The organism is Flavobacterium sp., from assembly GCF_041392005.1.
Lineage (GTDB): Bacteria > Bacteroidota > Bacteroidia > Flavobacteriales > Flavobacteriaceae > Flavobacterium.
Window position 1 is genome coordinate 20,355 of record NZ_JAWKMX010000013.1, and the last position, 26,010, is coordinate 46,364.

Genomic DNA, 26,010 nt, shown 5'->3' on the forward strand with positions numbered 1-26,010 from the left:
AAGAGTATGCTAAAAATAATAGATAAGTATATATTAAAACGCTATTTGGCAACTTTTTCAGTCATGTTGCTCATGTTTATTCCTATTGGAATTGTTATCGACGTTTCTGAAAAAGTAAACAAAATGATTGAAAAGAAAGTGCCTCTTTCAGATATCATGGTTTACTATATTGACTTTACCATTTATTTTGCGAATTTACTTTTTCCAATATTTTTGTTTTTATCGGTTATTTGGTTTACCTCAAAATTGGCAAATAATACCGAAATTATTGCTATTTTAAGTTCTGGCGTTTCGTTTCAACGATTTTTAAAACCCTATTTTATTGGCGCGGCTATTGTGTCTATTTTTGCTTTATTAATGGGTTTTTACTTAGTGCCAAGTGCTAGTAAAGGATTTAACGATTTTAGATATACCAATTTAAAAGGAAATAGCCAAACGCGTGAAACAACCGATATATTTAGACAAATAAATGCAAATGAAGTAATTTATGTAAGCAATTTTAACCCTGTATCTAAAACAGGATTTAATTTTGTTCAAGAAACGTTTAAAGATAATATTTTAAAAGAAAGAGTTACCGCATCTCGAATAAAGTATAACGAAGAAACTAAAGATTATACGTTATACAATTATAAAAAGAGAAGTATAGGAGCAAAAAACGATGAATTAGAGGCAGAAGATAAAAAAAATAACAAATACAATTTTGAACCCGACGATTTAACGCCAGTTATTTATGTAGCCGAAACCATGACAATAGGCGAGCTTAGAAGTTTTATAGCCAAAGAAGAAAAAAAAGGAAATGCAAATGTAAACACTTATTTAGTGGTATTGTACAAAAAATTTAGTTTACCCGTTTCTGCATTTATTTTAACCATTATAGCTGTAGCTGTTTCATCAATGAAAAGAAGAGGAGGAATGGGGGTTAACTTAGCCATAGGAATTGTTATTGCTTTTACGTTCATTTTCTTTGATAAAGTTTTTGGAACTATGGCAGAAAAATCTAGTATTTCGCCCATTTTTGCAGTATGGTTTCCTAATATAGTTTTCGGTATTTTAGCTTTTTATTTACTTCGCAATGCCAAACGATAATACTAAAAGTTATTTACAACTTCATTTTATTGTATTTATTTGGGGGTTTACTGCTGTTTTAGGAGCATTAATATCACTTAATGCTTTGCCATTAGTTTGGTGGCGAATGAGTTTAGCCGTACTTTTTGTATTAATTTATCTATATTACAAAAAAATAAATTTAAAATTATCGGTTAAAACAATAGGCTATTTACTTTTTGCAGGTAGTATTATAGCGCTGCATTGGCTCACTTTTTTTAAAGCCATTAAGGTGTCAAATGTATCTGTAACGTTAGCATGTTTATCGACAGGTGCTTTTTTTACTTCTTTTTTAGAACCTATTTTGTACAAAAGAAAAATTATTTGGTACGAAGTTGTATTAGGAATTATTGTAGTATTTGGGCTATATCTTATTTTTACGGTTGATGGCGATTATACCTTAGGCATTATTTTAGCTTTAACTTCGGCGTTTTTATCAGCATTGTTTTCGGTAATTAACGGAAAATTAGCAAAAGAATATAATGCTTCCGTTATTTCATTTTACGAACTTTTAGGCGGTGTTATATTCCTGTCATTTTACTTAGCAGTAACAAACGGATTTACAAAAAACTTTTTTACTATTTCTATAACAGATATGGGTTGGCTATTTATTTTAGCATCAATTTGTACAGCCTATGCTTTTATTGCTTCCGTAGCTGTTATGAAACATTTAAGCCCTTATACGGTTATGCTAACTATAAATTTAGAACCCATTTATGGTATTATTTTAGCGTTATTAGTTTTTAAAGAAAAAGAACAAATGGGAACTAATTTCTATGTTGGCGCTATCATAATTTTAGTTACCATACTAGCGAATGTTTTTTTAAAAAATTACTATAATAAGTTAAAAGTAAAATTAAATTAAATTAAAGAAAACATTATATTTGTAATAACAAACACAAACCAAATTAAAACCTATGGAATATTTAGATTTTGAATTACCTATTAAAGAACTTGAAGATCAATTAGATAAGTGTATGGTAATAGGGCAAGAATCAGATGTAGATGTTACAAATACCTGTAAACAAATTGAAAAAAAATTAGCAGAAACGAAAAAAAGTATATATAAAAATTTAACAGCTTGGCAACGTGTACAACTGTCGCGTCATCCTAATCGTCCTTATACAATGGACTATATTCGTGCATTGTGTGGCGATACTTTCTTAGAGCTTTTTGGCGATAGAGGAGTTAAAGATGATAAAGCCATGGTTGGTGGTTTAGGTAAAATTGATGGCCAATCGTACATGATTATTGGACAACAAAAAGGCTACAATACCAAAACACGCCAATATAGAAATTTTGGTATGGCAAACCCAGAAGGGTATCGTAAAGCTTTGCGTTTAATGAAAATGGCCGAAAAATTTGGAATTCCAGTTGTTACATTTATCGATACACCAGGTGCTTACCCAGGTTTAGAAGCCGAAGAAAGAGGACAAGGCGAAGCTATTGCAAGAAATATTTTTGAAATGTGTCGTTTACAAGTGCCAATTATATGTGTTATAGTAGGCGAAGGAGCATCGGGTGGTGCTTTAGGAATTGGCGTAGGAGATCGCGTTTTTATGCTCGAAAACACTTGGTATTCGGTTATTTCTCCAGAATCGTGTTCGTCTATTCTATGGAGAAGTTGGGATTACAAAGAGCAAGCCGCCGAAGCACTAAAGTTGACTTCATTTGACATGAAAAAGCAAAAATTAATTGATGATATTATTCCAGAACCATTAGGAGGAGCTCATTACGATAGAGAAACTACTTTTAAAACCGTTAGCGATTATATTTCAAAAGCTTACACACAATTAAAAGATTTATCAACAAAAGATTTAGTAGCTCAAAGAATGGATAAATACAGCAATATGGGCGAATTTAAAGAATAATCTTACACTAAAAGCTATACAGTCCGAAACCTTATAGTTTCGGATTTTTTTTAGCATATAAACAATAAATCATAAGTTTTCAACAGTATATTAACAGCTAATTTTTAATAACAAGAATTCGCTAAATTAAATTGTTTGGTTACATTCGCACTATGGAGAATATCAAAAAAATTAACCCTATAAAAGTAGATAAATCTAGCGTTATAAATCTAGAAAGAGGCAAACTGCCACCTCAAGCCATAGACCTTGAAGAAGCGGTTTTAGGCGCTATGATGATTGACAAGAAAGGAGTAGATGAAGTTATCGATATTTTGCAACCCGATGCTTTTTATAAAGACGCACACAAATATATTTTCGAAGCTATAGTTGAACTCTTTAACGATACACAACCTATAGATTTATTAACCGTTTCGGCTCAGCTTAAAAAAAATGCTAAATTAGATTTAGCAGGCGGCGATTTTTATTTAATTCAACTTACCCAAAAAATATCGTCTTCGGCACATATCGAATTTCACTCGCGTATTATTCTTCAAAAATACATTCAACGAAGTTTAATTAAAATTTCAACCGAAATAATAGACGATGCTTTTGATGAAACAACAGATGTTTTCGATTTATTAGATAAAGCCGAATCAAAACTTTACGAAGTAACACAAGGCAATATCAAACGAAGCTCTGAAACAGCGCAAAGTTTAGTAATTCAAGCTAAAAAACGAATTGAAGAAATAGCTAAAAAAGAAGGTTTAAGTGGCATTCCTACAGGTTTTCATGAGCTAGATAAACTAACCTCGGGCTGGCAACCTTCCGATTTAATTATTGTAGCAGCTCGTCCTGGTATGGGTAAAACCGCACTTACACTATCAATGGCTAGAAATATTGCTATCGATTTTCAGCAACCTGTAGCTTTTTTCTCACTCGAAATGTCGTCGGTTCAGTTAATTACACGTTTAATTTCTTCCGAAACCGGACTTTCATCTGAAAAATTACGAACAGGAAAACTCGAAAAACACGAGTGGGAACAACTTTCTATTAAAGTAAAAGATTTAGAAAAAGCACCGCTTTTTATTGACGATACACCATCGTTATCCATTTTCGATTTACGAGCAAAAGCACGCCGTTTAGCTTCGCAATATGGCATTAAACTTATCATTATCGATTATTTACAGTTAATGACAGCAGGAGGAAACTCTAAAGGTGGCGGCAATCGCGAACAAGAAATTTCAACCATTTCTAGAAATTTAAAAGCATTAGCAAAAGAACTAAACATTCCAGTTATTGCACTTTCGCAGCTGTCGCGTGCGGTAGAAACACGAGGTTCTAGCAAGCGACCATTATTATCTGATTTACGTGAATCGGGAGCCATTGAGCAAGATGCCGATATTGTTTCATTTATTTATAGACCAGAATATTATAAAATTGACGAATGGGACGATGAAGAACGCACGCCCACACAAGGACAAGCCGAATTTATTGTGGCAAAACATCGTAACGGTGGTTTAGAAAATATTCGTTTAAAATTTATTGGAAGTTTAGGAAAATTCGACAATCTCGACGATTTTAGTACGCCATTTGAAGCATTGCCATCTAAAATGAATGTTGACGATTTGCCAAAAACTTTTCCAAACGATGCTTTCGATAACACAAATCAAATAATAGACGAAGACGATTCTGACGTTCCGTTTTAATTGATTAAGGATTAGACAAAAACGTTCTTTTTTTATTCAATATCAGTAAAAATATTTTATCTTTGGTTTTATGAATTCAATGTTAAAAACTATCATAAAATTATCGTTTTTACTATTTTTTACCGTTAGTAAAGCTTCATCTATTTTGTTGCCAATGGATGCTGAAACCCAGCAAAACCATTTAAAAGCGTATGGAATAACCTATTGGGTGTTAACTAAAGATTATAAAGTAAGTTGGTTATTAAATTACAGAGGCGGCTCATTTTTAATGCCCGATACTGAAGAAATTAGAAAAGAATGTAAAATTAGAGGTGTATCATTTGAAATTATTTCAGACGCCGCAACAGCTACTATATTAGAAGAAATTAGCAGTCCGTCGCAAAATATGGAAACGGTTGTTCTAGAAAAAGCACCTAAAATAGCTGTTTACACACCAACAGGTAAACAACCTTGGGACGATGCGGTTACCATGGTGTTAACTTTTGCCGAAATTCCTTATGATGAGGTTTACGATACCGAAGTGTTAAACGATAAACTTTTACTGTACGATTGGTTACATTTACACCACGAAGATTTTACGGGTCAATATGGTAAATTTTTTGGTGCTTATAGAAATGCACCTTGGTACATAGAGCAAAAACGCGAAGCAGAAGAATTGGCTAATAGTTTAGGGTATGCAAAGGTTTCGGATGAGAAACTAGCAGTAGCCCAAAAAATTAGAGATTTTGTAATAGGTGGCGGTTTTATGTTTGCCATGTGTTCGGCAACCGATAGTTTCGATATAGCATTATCTGCAGATGGAGTTGATGTTTGTGAGCCTATGTTTGATGGCGATGCAAGCGATGCTAATTACCAAACAAAAATAGATTATAGAAATGCTTTTGCCTTTAAAGATTATACGTTAGAAAAATCGCCTACGGTTTATGAATTTTCTGATATTGATACTACAACAGACCGCCAGAATAAACTTGTTCCTTTTGAATTAGATTATTTTACACTAGCCGATTTTTCTGCAAAATGGGATCCTATTCCTACCATGCTTTGTCAAAATCATACCCAATTGGTAAAAGGTTTTATGGGGCAAACCACAGCTTTTAGAGGCGATAAAATAAAAAGTAATATTCTACGATTAGGCGAGTGTAAAATAAATGGCGAAGCTCGTTACATACATGGTACTATTGGCAAAGGAATGTTTACTTATTATGGTGGCCACGACCCAGAAGACTACCAACATAAAGTAGGCGATCCGCCTACGGTTTTAGATTTGCACCCTAATTCGCCAGGTTATCGGTTAATATTGAATAATGTATTATTTCCTGCTGCGCGAAAAAAGAAACAAAAAACGTAATTTTATGGCAACACATTTATGGTTAGTATTGCTAATTAGTGCAATTGGTTTGTTTTTACTTTGTAGAAATGCAGTTTTATTTTCAACTAATAGAAAAGTAAAAAACAATGTTTCAAAAGTTTTTATTGGTTACCTTATTGCTTTGAGTGTTATCGAAATTTTCTGTCATATTATTGGTTTTACTAAACCTAATGCTAATATTTTTTTATCGCATCTTTATTTTTGTTTTCAATTTACATTTCTAAGTATATTATACTATTCGCTTATTACAAATAAATTTTTCAAAAAAATAATTGTTTTAGCGGCTATTTTACAAACTATTGCTATTAGTTATACCTATATAAATGAACCAGAATTGTTTTGGGATTTTAATTTATATGAAATAACGTCGTCTTCTTTGTTGTTAATTATATATGCCTTATTTTTTATTTTTGAAAATCTAGATAAAAAACACCAGTATTTTAATTTTTCTATAGGATTAATATTATATCTTGCTTGTAGTTTAGCTATTTTCTCATCGGGTAAGCTAGAACTGGTTTTATATGAAAAACCGTATATTGATATTTGGGTTTTTAATTCGATATTTTATATTATTTTTCAATATTTTGTTTATAGAGAATATGTTTATGTAAAAAAGGTGAAATAATTGACAAGAAATCTAAACTATTTTATATCAAATAAAAAGCTGCTATTATTGGCTTTTATTTTTTTCTCTTTATTAAGTTTCAGTCAAGAAACTATTAATTTACAGCGCGAAAAAAAAATAATAAGTTATTTACAAAAATCAGATTCGTGCAAAGTTGCTTTCGATTATGCCACATCTTTTGAATATATTTCCATTGTACTTACTGAAGCTAAACATAAAAAAGATACAAATACAGAAATTTTATGCTATATAAAATTAGTAGAATTGTATAGGCATGCCGAGTTTTTTAAAAAAGCAGAACGCTACCTTATAAAATCTGACTCTTTAATTAAAATGAACAACAACATAGTTTCAGATTATAACAAAATGTATTTTTATAATAGAAAAGCATCGTTGTTTTCTGAATACTACCAGCAACCCGATTCTACTTTGTGGTATTCTAAAAAAGCCTTAGAAATTGCACAAAAAAGCAATAACGAAAATTTTCAGTTTACATCGTTAATGGAAATAGGGTATTCGTATGAACAAAAAAATCAATTTGAAACAGCGTTACAATATTACCAAAACGCATTTGCATTAGCTAAGAAAAAAGCTGATATTTCACAAAGTTGCGACGCTTTAGTTAATAGCGCAAGGGTAAATAGAAAAATGAAAAAATTTGATGCTGCACTACAAATATGCGATGAAGGATTACTTTTGTTAGCAAACAATTCAAATTATTTTCAAAAACTACTGTTTTATGATATAAAGCAAAATGTGTATGAAAAACTAAACAACAAATCAGCAGGGTTTGATAATTTAAAAGAACGCTTAAAATATACCGATTTGTATTATGAGCAAAAAACTAAAGATAAACTAATAGACAAAACAACTCAATTTGAACTTGAAGAACAAAAGCAATTATTACAAAAACGTAGTGAAGAAATAAATAGCGTAAAAAAAAGTCAACTCTTATTAATGGCAGTTATTTCATTGTTTGTATTAGGACTTTTATTACTCGTATATTATAGTAAAAAAATAAAAATGATTAATGCGCAATTAAATGTTTATGCGAAAGAAAATGCTTTCTTATTAAATGAAGCCAACCATAGAATTAATAATAACTTACAACTTTTAATTATCTTATTATCTGAAGAAATTAATAAAAAAGAAAACTCAAATTACGAAAAAGAAGCCATTACTAAAATTTTAACCAAAGTAGAATCTATTTCTACATTGCACCGACATTTATACCAATCGAAAGATAAACGAAATATTAATTTAGAAACATATTTAAATGCTATTATTGAAAATTTCGATACTATTTTAACCGAAAATCATATTAACGTGCGTTCTAAGATTGAACCTATTATTATGCGTATTGATGTGGCTATGTATTTAGGATTATTACTTACCGAGTTGCTTATTAATTCTATAAAATACGCATTTAACAACCAAGAAAATAAAACAATTACTGTAAATATTTTTATAAAAGAAAATAAACTAAATTTGGACTATACAGACAATGGCAAAAAAATTACAGGACAAGAAGTAAAACCAAAACTAATACTAAAATTATGCCGCCAATTAAAAGCTAATTATACCATTTCTACCGAAAAAGGCTTTAAAATTAATATAATTAAAGAAATAGCGATACAAAATGAACACTGAAGCAACTATTCTTATTGTTGAAGACGAAGTACTTATTGCAGACTATTTAATGGATATGCTACAAAATGAAGGTTTTAAAACTATTGAAATTGCACACAACTCAGTAGAAGCATTGCATTTTTTTAAAACTTTTGTTCCAGATATTATTTTACTCGATATTAATTTAGACGGACAAAATAGCGGTATCAATTTAGCTGTGCAAAAAAATGAAAAGGCTAAAATTATTTACATTACCGCACAAAATGATATTGAAACCATACAAAAAGCCGTTGCAACAAACCCCGAAACGTATTTAACCAAACCCATTAAAAAACCCGATTTGCTTGCGGCAATACAATTGGCAAGTTATAAAACGGAAAAAAAATATAGCATTATTAAAGATGGTTATACCGAAGTAAAACTACTTCACAACGATATTCTTTACATTAAAAGCGAGAACAACTATATAGACATAATTACCGAATTAAAAAAATACACTTTACGCAGTAGTTTAGATCATTTTTTAGAGGAATTAAATAACAACATTTTTTGCAAAGTGCACCGTTCATTTATTGTTAATAAAACTAAAATTACTAAAAAAACTAAACTTACTGTTTTTTTAAACGACATTGAAATTCCTATTTCTAGAAGCTACAAAATAAACTTATAAAACAAAACAGTTAATTTTTTGTAAAAATTTTCTTTCAAAAAATAATTAAAAACGTCAAACGCATACAAACTTCTGCATTTCACACCATTTTTTATTTGTAGAATATATTCTACACTACATTTACTTCATAATCATTAAACCTAATTATTATGAAAAAAAATGTACTTTACTTTTTAATAATGTTATTCAGTACTTATAATACAGCTTTCTCACAAGATGTAAATACTAATAATTATTTTTATGGATATTTAATTCCTGATGCTTTAAATCAAGGGGTTTGGGATAATGCTCCTGTTGGTCAGTCTTTTATGGTAGGTACTACAGGTTATTTGTCTCAAATAGGAGGGATATATGCTTGGCAAGTTTTAGGTGGAGGAAATTTTAAACTTACTTTATATCAAGGTGAAGGATATCAAGGTACAATAATAGCAACTCAATTGTTTAATGCTGTTTCAGATGTAGATTTTAATATTAATTTGAATCCTTTACCTCAAGTTCAAGCAGGTAATAAATATACTTTTAAAATAGAATCAGTTCCAGGTACAGGTTCCTCAATGGAACTTTATATACAACAAAGTACTTATACTGATGGAGATATATATTTTGGAGCTAATGGAAGTTATGTTTATGGTGATTATGATATGTCTTTTGCAACCTATGTGCAAGTTCCTAGTTCTGCTACTCATTTAAATTTTGATGGGGTAGATGATTATGTAGATTGTGGAGCAAATTCAATTTTTAATATAAGTACAAATTTAACAATTGAAGGTTGGGTTTATCCAACTGCCTAGTGCAGAAGCAACAATAGTTTCAAAGTTTGGAGATAATAATAATGACGACTTCTATACATTAAGATTAGAAAATGGTACGCCACACTTTAATATTAAATAGGATCATCTTGGTATGGGGTATCTGATACGAATGTATTAAATTTGAATAACCGGCATCATATTGTAGGAGTTTATGATGGAAACACTATGAAATTATATGTTAATGGAGGTTGCTAAATTCGGATTGCATGAACAGGTTTAATCAATTCTTCAGCATCAACTTTTGAAATTGGAAAATGGAACGGAATGGCCTCGTTTAACGGAAATATAGACGAAGTCCGTGTTTGGAATGTCGCTAGAACAGCTGAACAAATTGCAGGCAGTATGAACTGTGAATTGCAAGGTACAGAATCTGGTTTAGTGGCGTATTATAAATTTAATCAAGGGTTTGACTAAGCTAATAATGCAACGGAAACAATGTTAACTGATGCTACTGCTAACGCAAACAATGGTACGTTAACAAATTTCACCTTAAATGGTGCAACATCTAACTGGTTAGCAGGTTCGCCTATTACAACAGGAAGTACAATTCCAAGTAATGCTACGGTAACTACACCTGCAGTTTATAACCAAGGCGATAACGCTACAGAATTAACAGCCACTGGCGGAACAGGTTTATTGTGGTACACTACCGCAACAGGCGGCACAGGAAGTACAACAGTACCAACACCAGATACTTCAATAGCTGGTACAACATCGTATTGGGTTAGTTCAACCAATGCAAACGGTTGCGAGAGTGAAAGAATAGAAATTGTAGTACAAGTTAATGCACCAGCCACCTACTTAAATTTTGATGGCGTAAATGATGCAGTTGCCATTGCAACTAATTCAAGTTTGCCATTAGGGAATAATCTCGAAACCATTGAAGCTTGGATAAAAACAGCAATAAAATACAGTTGGTGGTTGTATCCCTATCTTTATGGTGATAATCCAGCTAATAATAGACTTGGGTTGTATCAAACTGGTGGAAAAACCAAACTTTGTAGCTCAGCGTAACGTGATTACAACACCAATGTTTCCATAAATGATAATGTATGGCACCATGTGGCAGCCACTTTCGACGGTACCAATTTAAAGATTTATATCGATGGTGTACAAGTGGGAACAACACAAGCGAAAACATTCAATACAATAGGATCAGCTTTTAGTATCGGTTACCAGACTGTTCAAGGAGAATTTTTTAACGGAAATATAGACGAAGTCCGTGTTTGGAATGTCGCTAGAACAGCTGAGCAAATTGCAGGTAGTATGAACTGTGAATTACAAGGCACAGAAACGGGTTTAGTAGCGTATTATCAATTCAATCAAGGCTTCGATCAATCTAATAATGCATCAGAAATAACTTTAACTGCTACAACTGGTACAGATGGTACTTTAACAAATTTTGCTTTAAACGGAGCAACTTCAAACTGGTTGGCAGGTTCGCCTGTAACCACAGGAGTTGTAGTACCTACAACACCTACAGCTACAACCACTGTTACTTATACTGTAGGCGATACCGCATCACAATTAGCTGCTACTTCTGGCGGAACAGGTTTGTTGTGGTATACTACCGCAACAGGTGGCACAGGAAGTACAACAGCACCAACGCCAGATACTTCTGTTACAGGAACAACTTCATATTGGGTTAGGTTCAACCAATTCAAACGGTTGCAGCGGAACGATTGAAAATTGTGGTTACTGTTAACGCCTTCGGCAACAGCAGGTTGTTGGGCACAAATAAGCGCAGGGCAAGGCCATAGTTTGGCAATAGCCCAAAAACGGTACCTTATGGTCTTGGGGGCAATAATGACGATTCTTATACATTAAGATTAGAAAATGGTACGCCACACTTTAATATTAAAATAGGATCATCTTGGTATGGGGTATCTGATACGAATGTATTAAATTTGAATAACTGGCATCATATTGTAGGAGTTTATGATGGAAACACTATGAAATTATATGTTAATGGAGTGTTGTTAAATTCGATTGCAAGAACAGGTTTAATCAATTCTTCAGCATCAACTTTTAAAATTGGAAAATGGAACGGAATGGCCTCGTTTAACGGAAATATAGACGAAGTCCGTGTTTGGAATGTCGCTAGAACAGCTGAACAAATTGCAGGCAGTATGAACTGTGAATTGCAAGGTACAGAATCTGGTTTAGTGGCGTATTATAAATTTAATCAAGGGTTTGACCAAGCTAATAATGCAACGGAAACAACGTTAACCGATGCTACTGCTAACGCAAACAATGGTACGTTAACAAATTTCACCTTAAATGGTGCAACATCTAACTGGTTAGCAGGTTCGCCTATTACAACAGGAAGTACAATTCCAAGTAATGCTACGGTAACTACACCTGTAGTTTATAACCAAGGCGATACCGCTACAGAATTAACAGCCACTTCTGGCGGAACAGGTTTATTGTGGTACACTACCGCAACAGGCGGCACAGGAAGTACAACAGCACCAACGCCAGATACTTCTGTTACAGGAACAACTTCATATTGGGTTAGTTCAACCAATTCAAACGGTTGTGAAAGCGAACGATTGGAAATTGTGGTTACTGTTAACGCCTCGGCAACAGCAGGTTGTTGGGCACAAATAAGCGCAGGGCAAGGCCATAGTTTGGCAATAGCCCAAAACGGTACCTTATGGTCTTGGGGGTATAATGATTATGGTCAATTAGGTTTAGGGGATACAACAAATAGAAATAGTCCTGTTCAAGTAGGAACTGATACTAATTGGCAATTGGTAGCGGCGGGAACTTATCATTCTTTAGGATTAAAAACCAATGGAACCTTATGGTCTTGGGGCAGTGGTTATGATGGTCAATTAGGCTTAGGTAATAATGCTAATCAATATAGCCCAGTACAAGTAGGTATCGCTACCAATTGGCAATCGGTTATAGCAGGACTTTCTAATTCTTTAGCTATAAAAACCGATGGTACCTTATGGTCATGGGGAAATAATTTTTATGGAGAATTAGGATTAGGTGATACTACTCAAAGAAATATTCCTACACAAGTAGGTGTAGATACAAATTGGCAATCGGTTACAGGAGGATATTCTCTTTCTTTAGCACTAAAAACCAATGGTACTTTATGGTCTTGGGGGTATAATGGTTATGGTCAATTAGGTTTAGGAGATACTACTAATAGATTTAGTCCTGTACAAGTGGGTACCGCTACCAACTGGCAATCGGTTGAAGCAGGTGATATTCATACTTTATCCATAAAAACTGACGGTACCTTATGGTCTTCGGGGAATAATGGTTTTGGTCAATTAGGCTTAGGCGATAACAATCAAAGAAATAGTCCAGAAGAGGTAACTTGCCCTTCATCTCTAGAGGCCAGTATTTCCTCTCAAACAAATGTATCGTGTAATGGTGGCAGTAACGGTAGTGCTACAGTAACAGCATCAGGCGGTATAATACCTTATAATTATAGCTGGTCGCCATCGGGTGGAACAGCGGCTACGGCTACTGGGCTTTCAGCAGGTACTTACACGGTAACGGTAACTGATGCAAACATGAGTACACAAACCGCTACAGTAACAATTACAGAACCAGCTACAATAGATAACACAGTTACAGAAAATATGGGTACATTAACTGCTAACCAAAACGGAGCATCTTATCAATGGTACGAGTGTCCGGATACATTACTTACTGGGGAAACCAACCAGAGTTTTACACCAGCAGTTAGTGGAAATTATAAAGTAGTGCTTACAATAGGAAGTTGTTCAGATGAATCGGATTGTACAGAAGTTTTGGATAATGAAAATTTTATTAAAAATGTATTTTTACTTTATCCAAATCCAACTACTGGAATAATTAATATTGCTACACAAGAAAATTTATCTGTAGCAGTGTATGATTTGGTGGGTAAAATCATTATTCGACAAGAAATTTCTTCGGGTACAAGCACTCTTGATATTTCAAACTATGCACGTGGTGTGTATGTAGTAAAAGCAACTAATACTTCGGGTAATGAAGCTACATATAAAATAGTAAAACAATAATTAGGTTTTTTTCAAGAGTTTAGATTTTAGTAGGTATTTTTTAGTTATCATTTTACACAAATCTTTTTAATTTAAACTCAAAAGTAAAGTCCCTTTGAAAAAGGGACTTTCTTATTTTAAATAACTATACAATTTGCACGTGTAGTATATTTCTTATAAAATGTTTAAATAAATGTCAAACGCATACAAACTTCTGCAATTCACACCATTTTTTTTATGTAGAATAAATTCTACGTTACATTTACTTCACAATCAATAAATCTAGCTATTATGAAACAGAAAATAATATTAATCCCCAATTTTTTTATAAAAAATAATTTACTCAAACTGTTTTTATTAATTATTTTTAGTTTAATAGGCAACACTGTTTTAGCACAATTAGCAAAAGTAACTTACAGTGCTAAAATTGGTTTCGTAAAAAGTACTTGTCAAGCATCTGGTGGCTGTACTGAAACATTGTTGCTTGGTGATCCAGAATTTACTGCTTTCATAAATTCTAAAGATAACATAGATGATACTTGGGTTGGGTCAAATTGTCTTCAATGTGATGCGTCAGGTGATTCATGTACTTATGCACAAAATGTAGCGTTACAAAATAGAGAAAATACATCAGATATTTTATATGGAGATATAGAAGCATGGGAAGATGATGTGGGTGAAAGATGTGAATATACTGAATATTTTCCACTTGGTCCATTAGATTATTTAAATTATAATTATGATGAGGGTCATATGTTTGAAGAATATTCTTATAATTATAGGCAATGGGATTTTCCTACTAGTAGTGCAGTATTTAGACAAGGACCAGAATGGGGTTTTTCAAATTTACATAGCTTCACACTTTCTTGTTCATGGAGATATTCTGGAACAGATAATTTAATAACACCAAGCTGTACTAGTCAAACTGCTAATTATGCACAAGGTGGAATTAAGTCTTGGTCTTTAGCTTTAACCGCCGGGGTAACCTACTCGTTTAGCAACTGTACTTCTGGTGACAATGGTACCCGCTTATATTTATATGCATCTGATGGTTATACCGTTTTGGAGGCTAACACATCTGCTTGTTCTGAACTAGTTTTTACACCTACAACAAGTGGCACCTATTATTTAGAAATTTTTCAAGTTATTAACAATATAAGGTCAGAATTAACTCAATCTGGTGTACTAACCTATAGCTCAGATATTCCATTTGCTCCTTACGCTTTAGCTCAAACATTTTGTGGTGCAACCACAGCAAATAGTTTAGTACCTGCAATAAGTAACAATATAAAATGGTATGCTTCTGCAACCTCTACAACTCCCCTTACAAATACAAGTGCCTTAACAACAGCTACTTATTATGTAGTAGCGGTTGGTGGTCTTAATTGTGAATCTGAAAGAGAACCTGTGAATATAATTGTGAATCCAGCAACTCCTCCGCCAACTGCTACTGCTCAATCATTCTGCTCATTATCATTACCAACAACTTCAGATATAGTAGCTACTGGAACTAATAAAAAATGGTATTCAGTCGAAACTGGAGGATCAGAGTTGGGTAATTTTGCATTTATTAGCACAGGAACGTATTATGTTTCACAAACTGTAGATGGTTGCGAAAGTGCTAGAACACCTGTTAATGTGACAGTAAGTACTACTACTGCACCAACCGCTTTTACTCAATCATTTTGTGCGTCGTCAAACCCAACAATAGCAGATTTAACTGTTACAGGAGAGAACATTAAATGGTATTCAGCTGCTACAGGTGGAACAGCGTTAGCAACAACGACTGCAATTAGCACAGGAACGTATTATGTTTCTCAAACTACAAATGGTTGCGAAAGTGCCAGGACACTTGTTGATATTACAGTAAGAACTAATGAAGCGCCAATCGTTAATGCACAATCATTTTGTTCGGAATCTAACCCAAAAATATCAAGTTTAATAGCTTATGGAATTGATATTAAATGGTATTCAGCGGCAACTGGAGGAACAGCTTTAGCAGCAACAACTGCAATTAGCACAGGAACCTATTATGTCTCTCAATACGATAATGGTTGCGAAAGTACCAGAACACCTGTGAGTGTAACGGTGAGTACAACACCTTCAGCTCCCACAGCACCTTCTAATCAATCGGTATGCTCTATTGCAAACCCAACAATAGCAAATTTAACAGCTACTGGAACAGATAACAAATGGTATTATTATGATATTGGAGGGTCAGCTTTGCCCACAACAACACCTATCAGCTCAGGGTTATATTATGTTTCTCAAACCGAAAATGGCTGTGAAAGTACCAGAACCCTTGTTAATGTAACAGTGAGTACAACGCCTTCTGCACCAACTGCATCTGATCAATTATTTTGCTCGGCATCAAACCCAATAGTTGCGAATTTAGTAGCTGCAGGAGAAGACATTAAATGGTACTCGGTTGCTACAGGCGGAACAGCATTATCTACAACAGAAGCAATTAGCACAGGCGCCTATTATGTTTCTCAAACTACAAATGGTTGCGAAAGTACCAGAACCCTTGTGAATGTAACCGTGGGCTCGACAATTTCTGCACCAACTGCATCTGATCAATCATTTTGCTCGGCATCAAACCCAATAGTTGCAAATTTAGTAGCTACAGGAGAAGACATTAAATGGTATTCGGCTGCTACAGGCGGAACAGTACTAGCTTCAACAACAGCAATTAGTACAGGTATCTATTATGTTTCTCAATCTGCAAATGGTTGTGAGAGTACCAGAACACCTGTGAATGTAACGGTGAATACAACACTTCCAGCTCCAACTGCATATACTCAATCATATTGCACAGGAACCAACCCAACAGTAGCAAGTTTAGTAACAGTTACAGGATCTGGTATTAAATGGTATTCAGTGGCTACTGGCGGAACTGCCTTGCCTGCAAGTACACCAATTAGCACAGGAACCTATTATGTTTCTCAATCTTCAAGTGGTTGCGAAAGTACAAGAACAGCTGTGAGTGTTACAGTTGATACATCACCAGCAACTCCAACAGTATCTGCTCAATCATTTTGCTCAGTAAACAACCCTAAAGTAGTAAATATAGCAGCTACGGGAACTGGAACCACTACATGCTATTTGTCAACTACAGGTGGAACGCCGTTGTCAACAATGGCACCAATTAGCACAGGAACCTATTATGTTTCTAAATATGCGAATGGTTGTGAAAGTGCCAGAATACCGGTGAGTATTACAGTAACTGCAACCCCAGCAGCTCCAACGGCTTCAACTCAATCATTTTGTTCGGCATCAAACCCAACAGTAGCAAATTTAATGCCTTCAGGAACAGGTATTAACTGGAACACGGATGCTACTTTAGTAACTGGAATACCTTTGGCTTCAACTACACCAATAACCGCAGGAATTTATTATGTTTCTCAAACCATAAATGGTTGCGAAAGTTCTAGAACAACTGTGAATGTAACAATAAATGAATCACCGTCTCTTCCAGCTGCAGCCTCAACTATAAACTACACGGTAGGTGATACTGCAACAGCTTTAACAGCAACTACAGGAGGAAACGGATTATTGTGGTATACCACTGCTGTTGGAGGTAGTTTTACTACAACGGCACCAACACCATCAACAACTACAGTAGGTTCAACATCTTATTGGGTTTCTTCTATCGATACTACAACTGGATGCGAAAGTGCAAGAGTAGAAATAGTAGTTAATATAAATGATAGAATAACAAATGCACCTACAACAAATTTCGCAACACAAGTTTATACAGGCAATGATAAAGATTTAAGTACTTTACTAGTATCAGGTATTAACCTTAAATGGTACAATGCTGCAACGGGCGGTACTTTACTACCTAGCACCACCTTGTTAGTAGATGAAACTACTTATTATGCTTCGCAAACTGTTGAAGGTGTAGAATCTACCACCCGATTGGCTATAACCGTAAATAAAATTTCAGAAAACTCACAAACCTTATTAGGTAATAAAACCATAGCCGATTTAGTAGCTACACCAAGTGTAGGCAGCAACTCACAATGGTTTACAGTTGCTTCTGGTGGTACTGCTTTGGCTGGAACAACTACATTAACAAATGGTAATTATTATGTAGAACAAACAGCTCCAATTACAGTATCTACTTTGGGTTCAGGATATGGATACTCTTGGGGAGTAGCGGTACAAGCTGATGGGAAAATTGTATTTTCTGAAACTGCGAATAATGCAATAAAAAGGATGAATGCAGATGGTACGGGTATTGTAACATTAGCTACGGGATTTAATCGTCCAATGGGAATTGCAATACAAACCGATGGAAAAATTGTAGTGGCGGATTTTAACAATAATGCAATAAAAAGGATGAATGCAGATGGCAGTGGTATTGTAACACTAGGGTCAGGATTTAATAAACCACGTGGAGTTGCTATACAAGCTGATGGAAAAATTTTAGTGGCGGATACTTTTAATAACGAAGTAAAAAGAATGAATCCAGATGGCACGAGTATTGTAACACTTGTTTCAGGTATTAATTCTCCAATGGGAATTGCAATACAAACCGATGGAAAAATTGTAGTACCAAGTAGTACTACCATCAAGAGAATAGATCCTGATGGCTCTAATATTGTGACACTAGCTACAGGATTAGGTTACCCAAATAAAGCTGCTATACAAGCTGATGGAAAAATTGTAATTGCAGATGGCATTAATAATGCCATAAAAAGAATGGATGCCGACGGCTCAAACATTGTAACTTTGGTTTCAGGACTAAATGAGCCAACTGATGTTGCTATACAAACTGATGGAAAAATAGTATTTGCAGATTATGTTAATGCACTTATAAAGCGTATTTCTCCCGCTACAACTAGTAACCGTGTTTTGGTTACAGTTCAGTTAGATACTCCAGCTATAACAAGTACGCAAACCAATGTTTTATGTAACGGAAGCGCAACAGGAGCAATTAATATTTCTACTACAGGTGGTACTCCTCCATATACATACAATTGGGGTGATGGAATCACAACAGAAGATAGAACAAACTTAACAGCAGGAACATATTCAGTTACAGTTACAGACGCAAATGGAATTACCGATAGTGAATCGATTACAATTAGTCAACCAAATGTTTTAACCTCAAGTATTACATCACAAACCAATGTTACTTGTTATGGAGGTTTTAACGGAAGCGCTACTGTAAGTGCAGTTGGCGGAACATCTGGATATACTTATTCTTGGGCTCCAAATGGTGGAACATCTGCTACTATAGTAGATCGAGCCGCAGGAGATTATACTTGTACAATTACTGATGCTAACGGTTGTACAACAACACAATTGGTTACTATTACCCAGCCAAACGCTATGTCTTCAAGTATTACATCGCAAACCGATGTTAGTTGTAATGGTGGTTCTGATGGTAGTGCTACAATTAGTGTAGTGGGCGGAGCACCAGGATATACTTATTCTTGGGCTCCAAGTGGTGGTACATCTGCTACTATAACTGGTCGTACCGCAGGAGATTATACTTGTACAATTACTGATGCTAGCGGTTGTATAAAAACACAAACGGTTATTATTGCCCAACCAACAACTTTAAACAATACTGTTATACAATCAAATGGTGTTTTAGGAGCTGTTTTACATGGGGTTACATACCAATGGTATACTTGTCCAAATACTATAATACCAGGTGCTACTTCGCAAACTTATACTCCAACAGTTGCAGGTGATTATAAAGTGATCATAACATTTGGAGGTTGTACAGTTACATCTAGTTGTGAAACAGTTACGGTATTAGATAATGAAAACTTTATTAAAAGTACATTTGTTATATACCCTAATCCAACTACCGGAATATTTAATGTAGTTACACAAGAAAATCTTACTATTGAAGTATATGACATTGTGGGCAAAATAATAAAAAGACAAGAAATTTCTTCGGGTACAAGTACTCTTGATATTTCAAACTATGCACGTGGTGTGTATGTAGTAAAAGCAACTAATACTTCGGGTAATGGAGCTACTTACAAAATAATAAAACAATAATTTTGAACTTTTTTAAAAGAAATAGATTAGAAGTATTATTAACAATTTTATATATTGTATTATTTGCAATTGCAATATATGCAATGTCTTAACTTTACTCCGTGTTTTTTTAACACGGAGTATTTTTATTACATTTCTTTAAAAATAGTGTGCATTAAACGTGTTTATCGTTAATACTTTCTTCTACCGATATCATTGTTTTCAGAAAATTTTAAAGACACAACATTCAGTTACATTAAACACAAATAATTTAAGAGCACCATCTACTACAAATATTTGAGTAGTAAAAATAATGAAACAAATACTAACTATTTTTGACTATTAAACCCTAAATAAAAAGTCTCGCTAAAAGCGAGACTTTTTTATAAGTAAGATAGAGGTTAGACGTTTTATTTAACTTTATTTACAATAGCTTCAAAAGCTTCTGGGTGGTTCATAGCTAAATCGGCTAAAACCTTACGGTTTAATTCGATATTGTTAGCTTTTACTTTTCCCATAAATTGCGAATAACTCATTCCGTGTAAACGTGCACCAGCGTTAATACGCATAATCCATAACGAACGGAAATTTCTCTTTTTTTGCTTTCTATCGCGGTAAGCATAAGTCATAGCTTTTTCTACCGCATTTTTAGCTACTGTCCAAACGTTTTTACGTCTTCCAAAGTATCCTTTGGCTTGTTTTAAAACTTTTTTTCTACGTGCTCTTGAAGCAACATGATTTACTGATCTAGGCATAATCTTTTAATTTTTTGTAGTAAGGCGGTTTTTTCAACACTTCTAACTTCTGAATTCTAATTTATAACTTCAAAAGTTGCCCACTCCAGGGTTACTAATTTTTGTTTTTAACCGCGATTAATTATTAAACTAATCGTAATTGTTCTTTCACGCTTTTTTCGTCCGCTTTGTGAACTAAAGTAGCGTGAGTTAAAGCTAATTTACGCTTTTTTGATTTCTTAGTCAAAATATGACTTTTGTAAGCGTGCTTTCTTTTAATTTTTCCAGAACCAGTAACGACAAAGCGTTTTTTAGCTCCAGATTTCGTTTTCATTTTAGGCATTTTCTTCCTGTATTTAATCTATCTTACTTATTATTTTTTAGTTTTCAGTCTCGGTTTTCAGTTTACAAATAAACTACTGAACACTACACGACTACTAACTGTTTACTTTTTCTTTTTAGGAGCAATGTAAATAATCATACGTTTTCCTTCTAAAACGGGCATGTTTTCTACTTTTCCGTATTCTTCTAAATCTTGTGCTAAGCGCAATAATAAAATTTGACCTTGCTCTTTATAAATAATAGAACGCCCTTTAAAAAACACAAAAGCTTTTAATTTTGCGCCGTCTTTTAAAAATTTAATAGCGTTTTTCTTTTTAAATTCATAGTCGTGTTCGTCTGTATTAGGACCAAAACGAATTTCTTTTACTACAATTTGCGAAGATTTTGCTTTTAATTCTTTTTCTCGTTTTTTCTGCTGGTACAAGAATTTTCCATAATCCATTATTTTACAAACGGGTGGTTCTGCATTTGGCGAAATTTCAACCAAATCTAATTCTTGTTCTTCTGCTAATCTACGAGCTTCAGATGTTTTGTAGACACCAACTTCTACATTGTCGCCTACTAGGCGAACTTCTGGCACACGAATTTTTTCATTTATTCGGTGTGCATCTTTTTTTTCCTCTCTAGGAGTGTAGCCTCCTCTTTTTCTTCTTATTGCTATGACTTAAAATTTTTAAATTAAACTTAAAATTGTTTTAATGTTTTATCTATTTCTTCTTGAACTAATGCCGCAAAAGCCGCAACAGTCATGCTTTGGTTCGATTTTCCATCGTCACCATGTCGTCTAACAGAAATTGTGCCATTTTTCTCTTCTTCTTCGCCAACAATTAGCATAAAAGGGAACTTTTGCACTTCTGCTTCACGAATTTTCTTACCAATAGTTTCGTTTCTATTGTCAATTTGGGCGCGAATTTCGTAATTTTCTAGCAAATTTAAAACTTTTTGAGCATATTTTTCATATTTCTCACTCAAAGACAGTATTATAGCTTGCTCGGGCATTAACCAAATAGGGAAATTTCCTGCAGTATGTTCTAGTAAAATTGCCACAAATCGTTCCATGCTTCCAAATGGTGCTCTGTGAATCATTACAGGACGGTGTAATTCATTATCACTTCCTTTATAAGTTAAATCAAAACGTTCTGGTAAATTATAATCTACTTGAATTGTACCTAATTGCCAACTTCTTCCTAAAGCATCTTTAACCATAAAGTCTAATTTAGGTCCGTAGAAAGCAGCTTCTCCGGCTTCAACCACATAGTTTAATCCTTTGTCTTTTGCTGCGCTTATAATAGCATTTTCTGCTTTTTCCCAGTTTTCAACACTACCTATATATTTATCTGGATTTTCTAAATCACGAACCGAAACTTGGGCAGTGAAGTTTTCGAATCCTAATGAACCAAATACATATAGTACTAAATCAATTACATTTTTAAATTCGGCATCTAATTGATCGGGTGTGCAGAAAATGTGCGCATCATCTTGTGTAAATCCACGAACGCGAGTTAAACCATGTAATTCGCCAGATTGTTCATATCGATATACTGTGCCAAATTCGGCATAACGTTTTGGTAAATCTTTATACGACCAAGGTTTTGCATTATATATCTCACAGTGGTGTGGGCAATTCATTGGTTTTAATAAAAACTCTTCACCTTCCGCAGGAGTATGTATCGGTTGGAAACTATCAGCACCATATTTCGCATAGTGTCCAGAAGTTACATATAATTCTTTTTGACCAATATGTGGCGTTACTACTTGTTCGTATCCTGCTTTTTTCTGTGCTTTTTTCAAAAATTGCTCTAATCTATCGCGCAAAGCAGCTCCTTTTGGTAACCATAATGGTAAACCTTGACCTACTTTTTGTGAAAAATGGAATAATTCTAATTCTTTACCTAATTTTCTATGGTCGCGTTTTTTTGCTTCTTCTAATAATTGAAGATATTCTGTTAAATCTTTTTGTTTAGGAAACGAAATTCCATAAACACGAGTTAATTGTTTGTTTTTTTCATCGCCTCTCCAGTAAGCACCAGCAACAGAAAGAATTTTCATTGCTTTTATAATTCCAGTATTTGGAATATGGCCACCACGACATAAATCAAAGAAATTAGAATGATCACAAAACGTAATGGTTCCGTCTTCTAAGTTCGAAATTAATTCAGTTTTATATTCATTATCCTTGTATATATCTAATGCTTCTGCTTTAGAAACCGAACGCATTTTAAAATCGTGTTTTTCTCTCGAAATTTCTAAAACTCTATCTTCAATATTCTTAAAATTAGCGTCTGTAAATTTTTCATCGCCAAAGTCAACGTCATAGTAAAAACCATTTTCAATAGCTGGTCCTAGCGTTAGCTTTGCATTAGGATACTTTTCTTCAATAGCCTGTGCCATTACGTGCGAAGTTGAATGCCAAAAAGCTTTTTTGCCCTCATCATCATTCCACGTATATAACATTAAAGAGCCATCGGTGGTTAGTGGAGTAGAGGTTTCAATAGTTGTACCATTAAAAGAAGCCGAAATTACATTTCTTGCTAAACCTTCGCTTATACTCAAAGCCACATCCATTGGTGTTGCACCTTGTGCAAACTCTTTAACCGAACCATCTGGTAAAGTAATTTTAATCATCTACTAAATTTTAAAGGTGCAAATATACAACATTAGCATTACTCAAACAATACTATAGATATTATAGTATTTTATATAGTATATAAATTTGTTTCCAATAGTAGTTTTGTCTCGCTGTTCACTATATCCTTTTTGTTTACATTAACTATAAAATGGTGTTGTTAATAAAGAAAAAGGATACTTTTACCATCGGGGAGAAAAAACGTATTTTGTTGTTATCACTTACATTTATAACTCATAATTCATAATTCATAATTGAAATAGCTAACACTCTGTTAGTAAGGTTATAGTAAAAAACTTTATAAAAAAGGTTGGAAAAAGTTTGCAAAAAAGAAAAAGAGTATTAGTTTTGCACCCGCTTAGATAAGGCATTTTCATTGGATTTAGGGTGTTTTGTTTATATAAATAAAAGTTTTAAAAAACTTAAAAATTTATTTGGATAATAAGGAATAAAGCTAGTATCTTTGCCGTCCGTTTAGAACGGAAAAGCAGTAGAGGTTCTTAATTTTTTTTGTGTTTTGTAAGTGTTTTCAATTTTTTTCAAAAAAGTTTCAAAAACATTTGCCAGATAAAAAAGCGTCGATGGAATTCCGCTAAGTTAAAAATTTAGCGAAATAAAAAGGAAAGAATACGTTCATAGACATATTGGATTAACAGCATACAAAAAAATAAGAAAGTAAGGCGATATTAAGAATAACCTAGCAATTTATCGAATAATATTATAATATACGATGAAGAGTTTGATCCTGGCTCAGGATGAACGCTAGCGGCAGGCCTAACACATGCAAGTCGAGGGGTAGTAAGTGCTTGCACTTATGAGACCGCGCACGGGTGCGTAACGCGGCGTAATCTACCTTGTACAGGGGGATAGCCCAGAGAAATTTGGATTAATACCCCATAGTATTATCGAATGGCATCATTTGATGATTAAAGTTCCAACGGTACGTAGATGAGCATGCGTCCCATTAGTTAGTTGGTAAGGCGTAACGGCTTACCAATGATGATGGGTAGGGGTCCTGAGAGGGAGATCCCACACTGGTACTGAGACACGGACCAGACTCCTACGGGAGGCAGCAGTGAGGAATATTGGGCAATGGAGGCAACTCTGACCCAGCCATGCCGCGTGCAGGAAGACGGCCCTATGGGCTGTAAACGTTTTTGTAAGAGAAGAAACGCTAGTTCGTGAACTAGTTTGACGGTACTGTAAGAATAAGGATCGGCCAACTCCGTGCCAGCAGCCGCGGTAATACGGAGGATTCGAGCGTTATCCTGGAATTATTGGGTTTAAAGGGTCCGTAGGCGGTCTTATAAGTCAGTGGTGAAATCTCCCAGCTCAACTGGAAACCGCCATTGATACTGTAGGACTGAATTTTTGTGAAGTAACTAGAATATGTAGTGTAGCGGTGAAATGCTTAGATATTACATGGAATACCAATTGCGAAGGCAGGTTACTAACAGACGATTGACGCTGATGGACGAAAGTGTGGGTAGCTGAACAGGATTAGATACCCTGGTAGTCCACGCCGTAAACGATGGATACTAGCTGTTCGGCATTTATGTTGAGTGGTTAAGCGAAAGTGATAAGTACTTCACCTGGGGAGTACGCACGCAAGTGTGAAACTCAAAGGAATTGACGGGGGCTCGCACAAGCGGTGGAGCATGTGGTTTAATTCGATGATACGCGAGGAACCTTACCAGGGCTTAAATGGGAGACACGTTATTTGGAACAGTAATTTCTTCGGACGTCTTTCAAGGTGCTGCATGGTTGTCGTCAGCTCGTGCCAGGAGAAACAGGTTAAGTCCTATAACGAGCGCAACCCCTGTTGTTAGTTGCCAGCACGTAATGGTGGGAACTCTAACAAGACTGCCGGTAAACCGTGAGGAAGGTGGGGATGACGTCAAATCATCACGGCTCCTTACGTCCTGGGCCACACGTGCTACAATGGCCGGGTACAGAGAGCAGCTACCTAGCGATAGGATGATGCGAATCTATAAACCGTCTCAGTTCGGATTGGAGTCTGCAACCTGACTCTATGAAGCTGGAATCGCTAGTAATCGGATATCAGCCATGACCGTGAATACGTTCCCGGCCTTGTACACACCGCCCGTCAAGCCATGGAAGTCTGGGGGTACCTGAAGTCGGTCGCCGCAAGGAGCTGCCTAGGTAAAACTGGTAACTGGGCTAAGTCAACAAGGTAGCCGTACCCCGAAGGTGCGGCTGGAACACTCCTTTCTAGAGAAACGATAAAATTAAGTTATTTTAGGTATTGTTTTACTTTCTAGCTGTTTGTCTGAAACTATTAAATACAGAGTCTCGTAGCTCAGCTGGTTAGGAGTACTACACTGATAATGTAGGGGTCGGCAGTTCGAGTCTGCCTGACTACTTTTTTTAATTACGAATTATAAATTACGAATTAAAAAATCTGTATTTTAAATAAAAAAGGAAATTCTGGAAGTTGAGAATTCAAAATTCGTAATTCCGAATTCATAATTCTGAATTTAAGAATGGGGGATTAGCTCAGCTGGCTAGAGCGCCT

16 protein-coding genes, 1 tRNA gene, 1 rRNA gene and 3 pseudogenes are annotated in these 26,010 nt (G+C 34.6%); 17 read left to right on the plus strand and 4 right to left on the minus strand.

Going from position 1 to position 26,010, the window contains the following annotated elements:
• Positions 1 to 6: 6 nt before the first annotated feature.
• From R2808_RS07520 to R2808_RS07590, 15 genes and pseudogenes are all read left to right on the plus strand, one after another.
• Positions 7 to 1,086 (plus strand): LptF/LptG family permease, encoded by a 1,080-nt coding sequence (locus R2808_RS07520; protein WP_371270351.1) that lies wholly within the window; start codon positions 7 to 9, stop codon positions 1,084 to 1,086.
• Positions 1,073 to 1,969 carry a DMT family transporter gene (locus tag R2808_RS07525; protein WP_371270352.1) on the plus strand — a complete coding sequence of 299 codons (897 nt, stop codon included), beginning with the start codon at positions 1,073 to 1,075 and terminating at the stop codon, positions 1,967 to 1,969. The genes R2808_RS07520 and R2808_RS07525 overlap by 14 nt, the downstream gene beginning before the upstream one ends.
• Positions 1,970 to 2,021: 52 nt before the next feature.
• The gene (locus R2808_RS07530; protein ID WP_371270353.1) at positions 2,022 to 2,975 is read left to right on the plus strand and encodes an acetyl-CoA carboxylase carboxyltransferase subunit alpha; all 954 of its coding nucleotides are present in this window, start codon (positions 2,022 to 2,024) and stop codon (positions 2,973 to 2,975) included.
• A gap of 152 nt (positions 2,976 to 3,127) precedes the next feature.
• Positions 3,128 to 4,660, plus strand: a complete 1,533-nt coding sequence (gene dnaB, locus R2808_RS07535) for a replicative DNA helicase (RefSeq protein WP_371270354.1) — start codon at positions 3,128 to 3,130, stop codon at positions 4,658 to 4,660.
• Positions 4,661 to 4,739: 79 nt separating this feature from the next.
• Positions 4,740 to 6,008 carry an asparagine synthetase B gene (locus R2808_RS07540; RefSeq protein ID WP_371270373.1) on the plus strand — a complete coding sequence of 423 codons (1,269 nt, stop codon included), beginning with the start codon at positions 4,740 to 4,742 and terminating at the stop codon, positions 6,006 to 6,008.
• Positions 6,009 to 6,012: 4 nt separating this feature from the next.
• Entirely contained in the window at positions 6,013 to 6,654 is a 642-nt protein-coding gene (locus tag R2808_RS07545; RefSeq protein ID WP_371270356.1) for a hypothetical protein, read from the plus strand.
• Between the two features lie 48 nt (positions 6,655 to 6,702).
• Positions 6,703 to 8,304, plus strand: coding sequence for a histidine kinase dimerization/phosphoacceptor domain -containing protein (locus R2808_RS07550; RefSeq protein ID WP_371270357.1), 1,602 nt, complete (start codon positions 6,703 to 6,705; stop codon positions 8,302 to 8,304).
• The gene (locus tag R2808_RS07555; RefSeq protein ID WP_371270359.1) at positions 8,294 to 8,953 is read left to right on the plus strand and encodes a LytR/AlgR family response regulator transcription factor; all 660 of its coding nucleotides are present in this window, start codon (positions 8,294 to 8,296) and stop codon (positions 8,951 to 8,953) included. The genes R2808_RS07550 and R2808_RS07555 overlap by 11 nt, the downstream gene beginning before the upstream one ends.
• Before the next feature lie 179 nt (positions 8,954 to 9,132).
• Positions 9,133 to 9,744, plus strand: coding sequence for a hypothetical protein (locus R2808_RS07560; RefSeq protein WP_371270360.1), 612 nt, complete (start codon positions 9,133 to 9,135; stop codon positions 9,742 to 9,744).
• A 96-nt stretch (positions 9,745 to 9,840) separates the two neighbouring features.
• Positions 9,841 to 10,179 (plus strand): annotated as a pseudogene (locus R2808_RS07565) (LamG domain-containing protein).
• A gap of 21 nt (positions 10,180 to 10,200) precedes the next feature.
• On the plus strand, positions 10,201 to 10,779 hold the full coding sequence (locus tag R2808_RS07570) for a hypothetical protein (RefSeq protein WP_371270361.1): 579 nt from the start codon (positions 10,201 to 10,203) through the stop codon (positions 10,777 to 10,779).
• A gap of 18 nt (positions 10,780 to 10,797) precedes the next feature.
• A pseudogene (locus R2808_RS07575) lies at positions 10,798 to 11,451 on the plus strand (LamG domain-containing protein); the annotation flags it as partial.
• 125 nt (positions 11,452 to 11,576) lie between these two features.
• Positions 11,577 to 11,876, plus strand: a pseudogene (locus R2808_RS07580) (LamG domain-containing protein); the annotation flags it as partial.
• An 18-nt stretch (positions 11,877 to 11,894) separates the two neighbouring features.
• Entirely contained in the window at positions 11,895 to 13,790 is a 1,896-nt protein-coding gene (locus tag R2808_RS07585) for a T9SS type A sorting domain-containing protein (protein ID WP_371270374.1), read from the plus strand.
• Positions 13,791 to 14,060: 270 nt separating this feature from the next.
• Complete coding sequence (locus R2808_RS07590; protein WP_371270362.1) at positions 14,061 to 19,793, plus strand: T9SS type A sorting domain-containing protein; 5,733 nt, start codon at positions 14,061 to 14,063, stop codon at positions 19,791 to 19,793.
• A 389-nt stretch (positions 19,794 to 20,182) separates the two neighbouring features.
• Here R2808_RS07590 and rplT read toward each other — a convergent pair whose 3' ends face one another.
• The 4 genes from rplT to thrS form a co-directional block, all read right to left on the minus strand.
• Positions 20,183 to 20,527: a 50S ribosomal protein L20 gene (gene rplT, locus R2808_RS07595; RefSeq protein ID WP_371270363.1), complete on the minus strand. Its 345-nt coding sequence runs from the start codon at positions 20,525 to 20,527 to the stop codon at positions 20,183 to 20,185.
• 124 nt (positions 20,528 to 20,651) lie between these two features.
• Complete coding sequence (rpmI, locus tag R2808_RS07600; protein ID WP_371270364.1) at positions 20,652 to 20,849, minus strand: 50S ribosomal protein L35; 198 nt, start codon at positions 20,847 to 20,849, stop codon at positions 20,652 to 20,654.
• Between the two features lie 102 nt (positions 20,850 to 20,951).
• Entirely contained in the window at positions 20,952 to 21,503 is a 552-nt protein-coding gene (gene infC / locus R2808_RS07605) for a translation initiation factor IF-3 (protein ID WP_371270375.1), read from the minus strand.
• Positions 21,504 to 21,532: 29 nt separating this feature from the next.
• Entirely contained in the window at positions 21,533 to 23,473 is a 1,941-nt protein-coding gene (thrS, locus tag R2808_RS07610; RefSeq protein WP_371270365.1) for a threonine--tRNA ligase, read from the minus strand.
• Positions 23,474 to 24,201: 728 nt separating this feature from the next.
• On the opposite strand from thrS, the gene R2808_RS07615 reads away from it, so the two are divergent.
• Together R2808_RS07615 and R2808_RS07620 are read left to right on the plus strand one after the other, a co-directional pair.
• Positions 24,202 to 25,707 (plus strand): 16S ribosomal RNA (locus R2808_RS07615).
• Between the two features lie 74 nt (positions 25,708 to 25,781).
• Positions 25,782 to 25,859: transfer RNA gene (locus tag R2808_RS07620), tRNA-Ile, on the plus strand.
• Positions 25,860 to 26,010: the final 151 nt, after the last annotated feature.

Bases quoted from the DNA above. Each gene is read 5' to 3' on its own strand.
- rpmI (WP_371270364.1), bottom strand. From the start codon at position 20,849: ATGCCTAAAATGAAAACGAAATCTGGAGCTAAAAAACGCTTTGTCGTT.
- dnaB (WP_371270354.1), top strand. From the start codon at position 3,128: ATGGAGAATATCAAAAAAATTAACCCTATAAAAGTAGATAAATCTAGC.
- R2808_RS07540 (WP_371270373.1), top strand. From the start codon at position 4,740: ATGTTAAAAACTATCATAAAATTATCGTTTTTACTATTTTTTACCGTT.
- R2808_RS07570 (WP_371270361.1), top strand. From the start codon at position 10,201: ATGTTAACTGATGCTACTGCTAACGCAAACAATGGTACGTTAACAAAT.
- R2808_RS07560 (WP_371270360.1), top strand. From the start codon at position 9,133: ATGTTATTCAGTACTTATAATACAGCTTTCTCACAAGATGTAAATACT.
- R2808_RS07525 (WP_371270352.1), top strand. From the start codon at position 1,073: ATGCCAAACGATAATACTAAAAGTTATTTACAACTTCATTTTATTGTA.
- rplT (WP_371270363.1), bottom strand. From the start codon at position 20,527: ATGCCTAGATCAGTAAATCATGTTGCTTCAAGAGCACGTAGAAAAAAA.
- R2808_RS07520 (WP_371270351.1), top strand. From the start codon at position 7: ATGCTAAAAATAATAGATAAGTATATATTAAAACGCTATTTGGCAACT.
- R2808_RS07590 (WP_371270362.1), top strand. From the start codon at position 14,061: ATGAAACAGAAAATAATATTAATCCCCAATTTTTTTATAAAAAATAAT.
- R2808_RS07585 (WP_371270374.1), top strand. From the start codon at position 11,895: ATGAACTGTGAATTGCAAGGTACAGAATCTGGTTTAGTGGCGTATTAT.
- R2808_RS07545 (WP_371270356.1), top strand. From the start codon at position 6,013: ATGGCAACACATTTATGGTTAGTATTGCTAATTAGTGCAATTGGTTTG.
- R2808_RS07530 (WP_371270353.1), top strand. From the start codon at position 2,022: ATGGAATATTTAGATTTTGAATTACCTATTAAAGAACTTGAAGATCAA.
- R2808_RS07555 (WP_371270359.1), top strand. From the start codon at position 8,294: ATGAACACTGAAGCAACTATTCTTATTGTTGAAGACGAAGTACTTATT.
- thrS (WP_371270365.1), bottom strand. From the start codon at position 23,473: ATGATTAAAATTACTTTACCAGATGGTTCGGTTAAAGAGTTTGCACAA.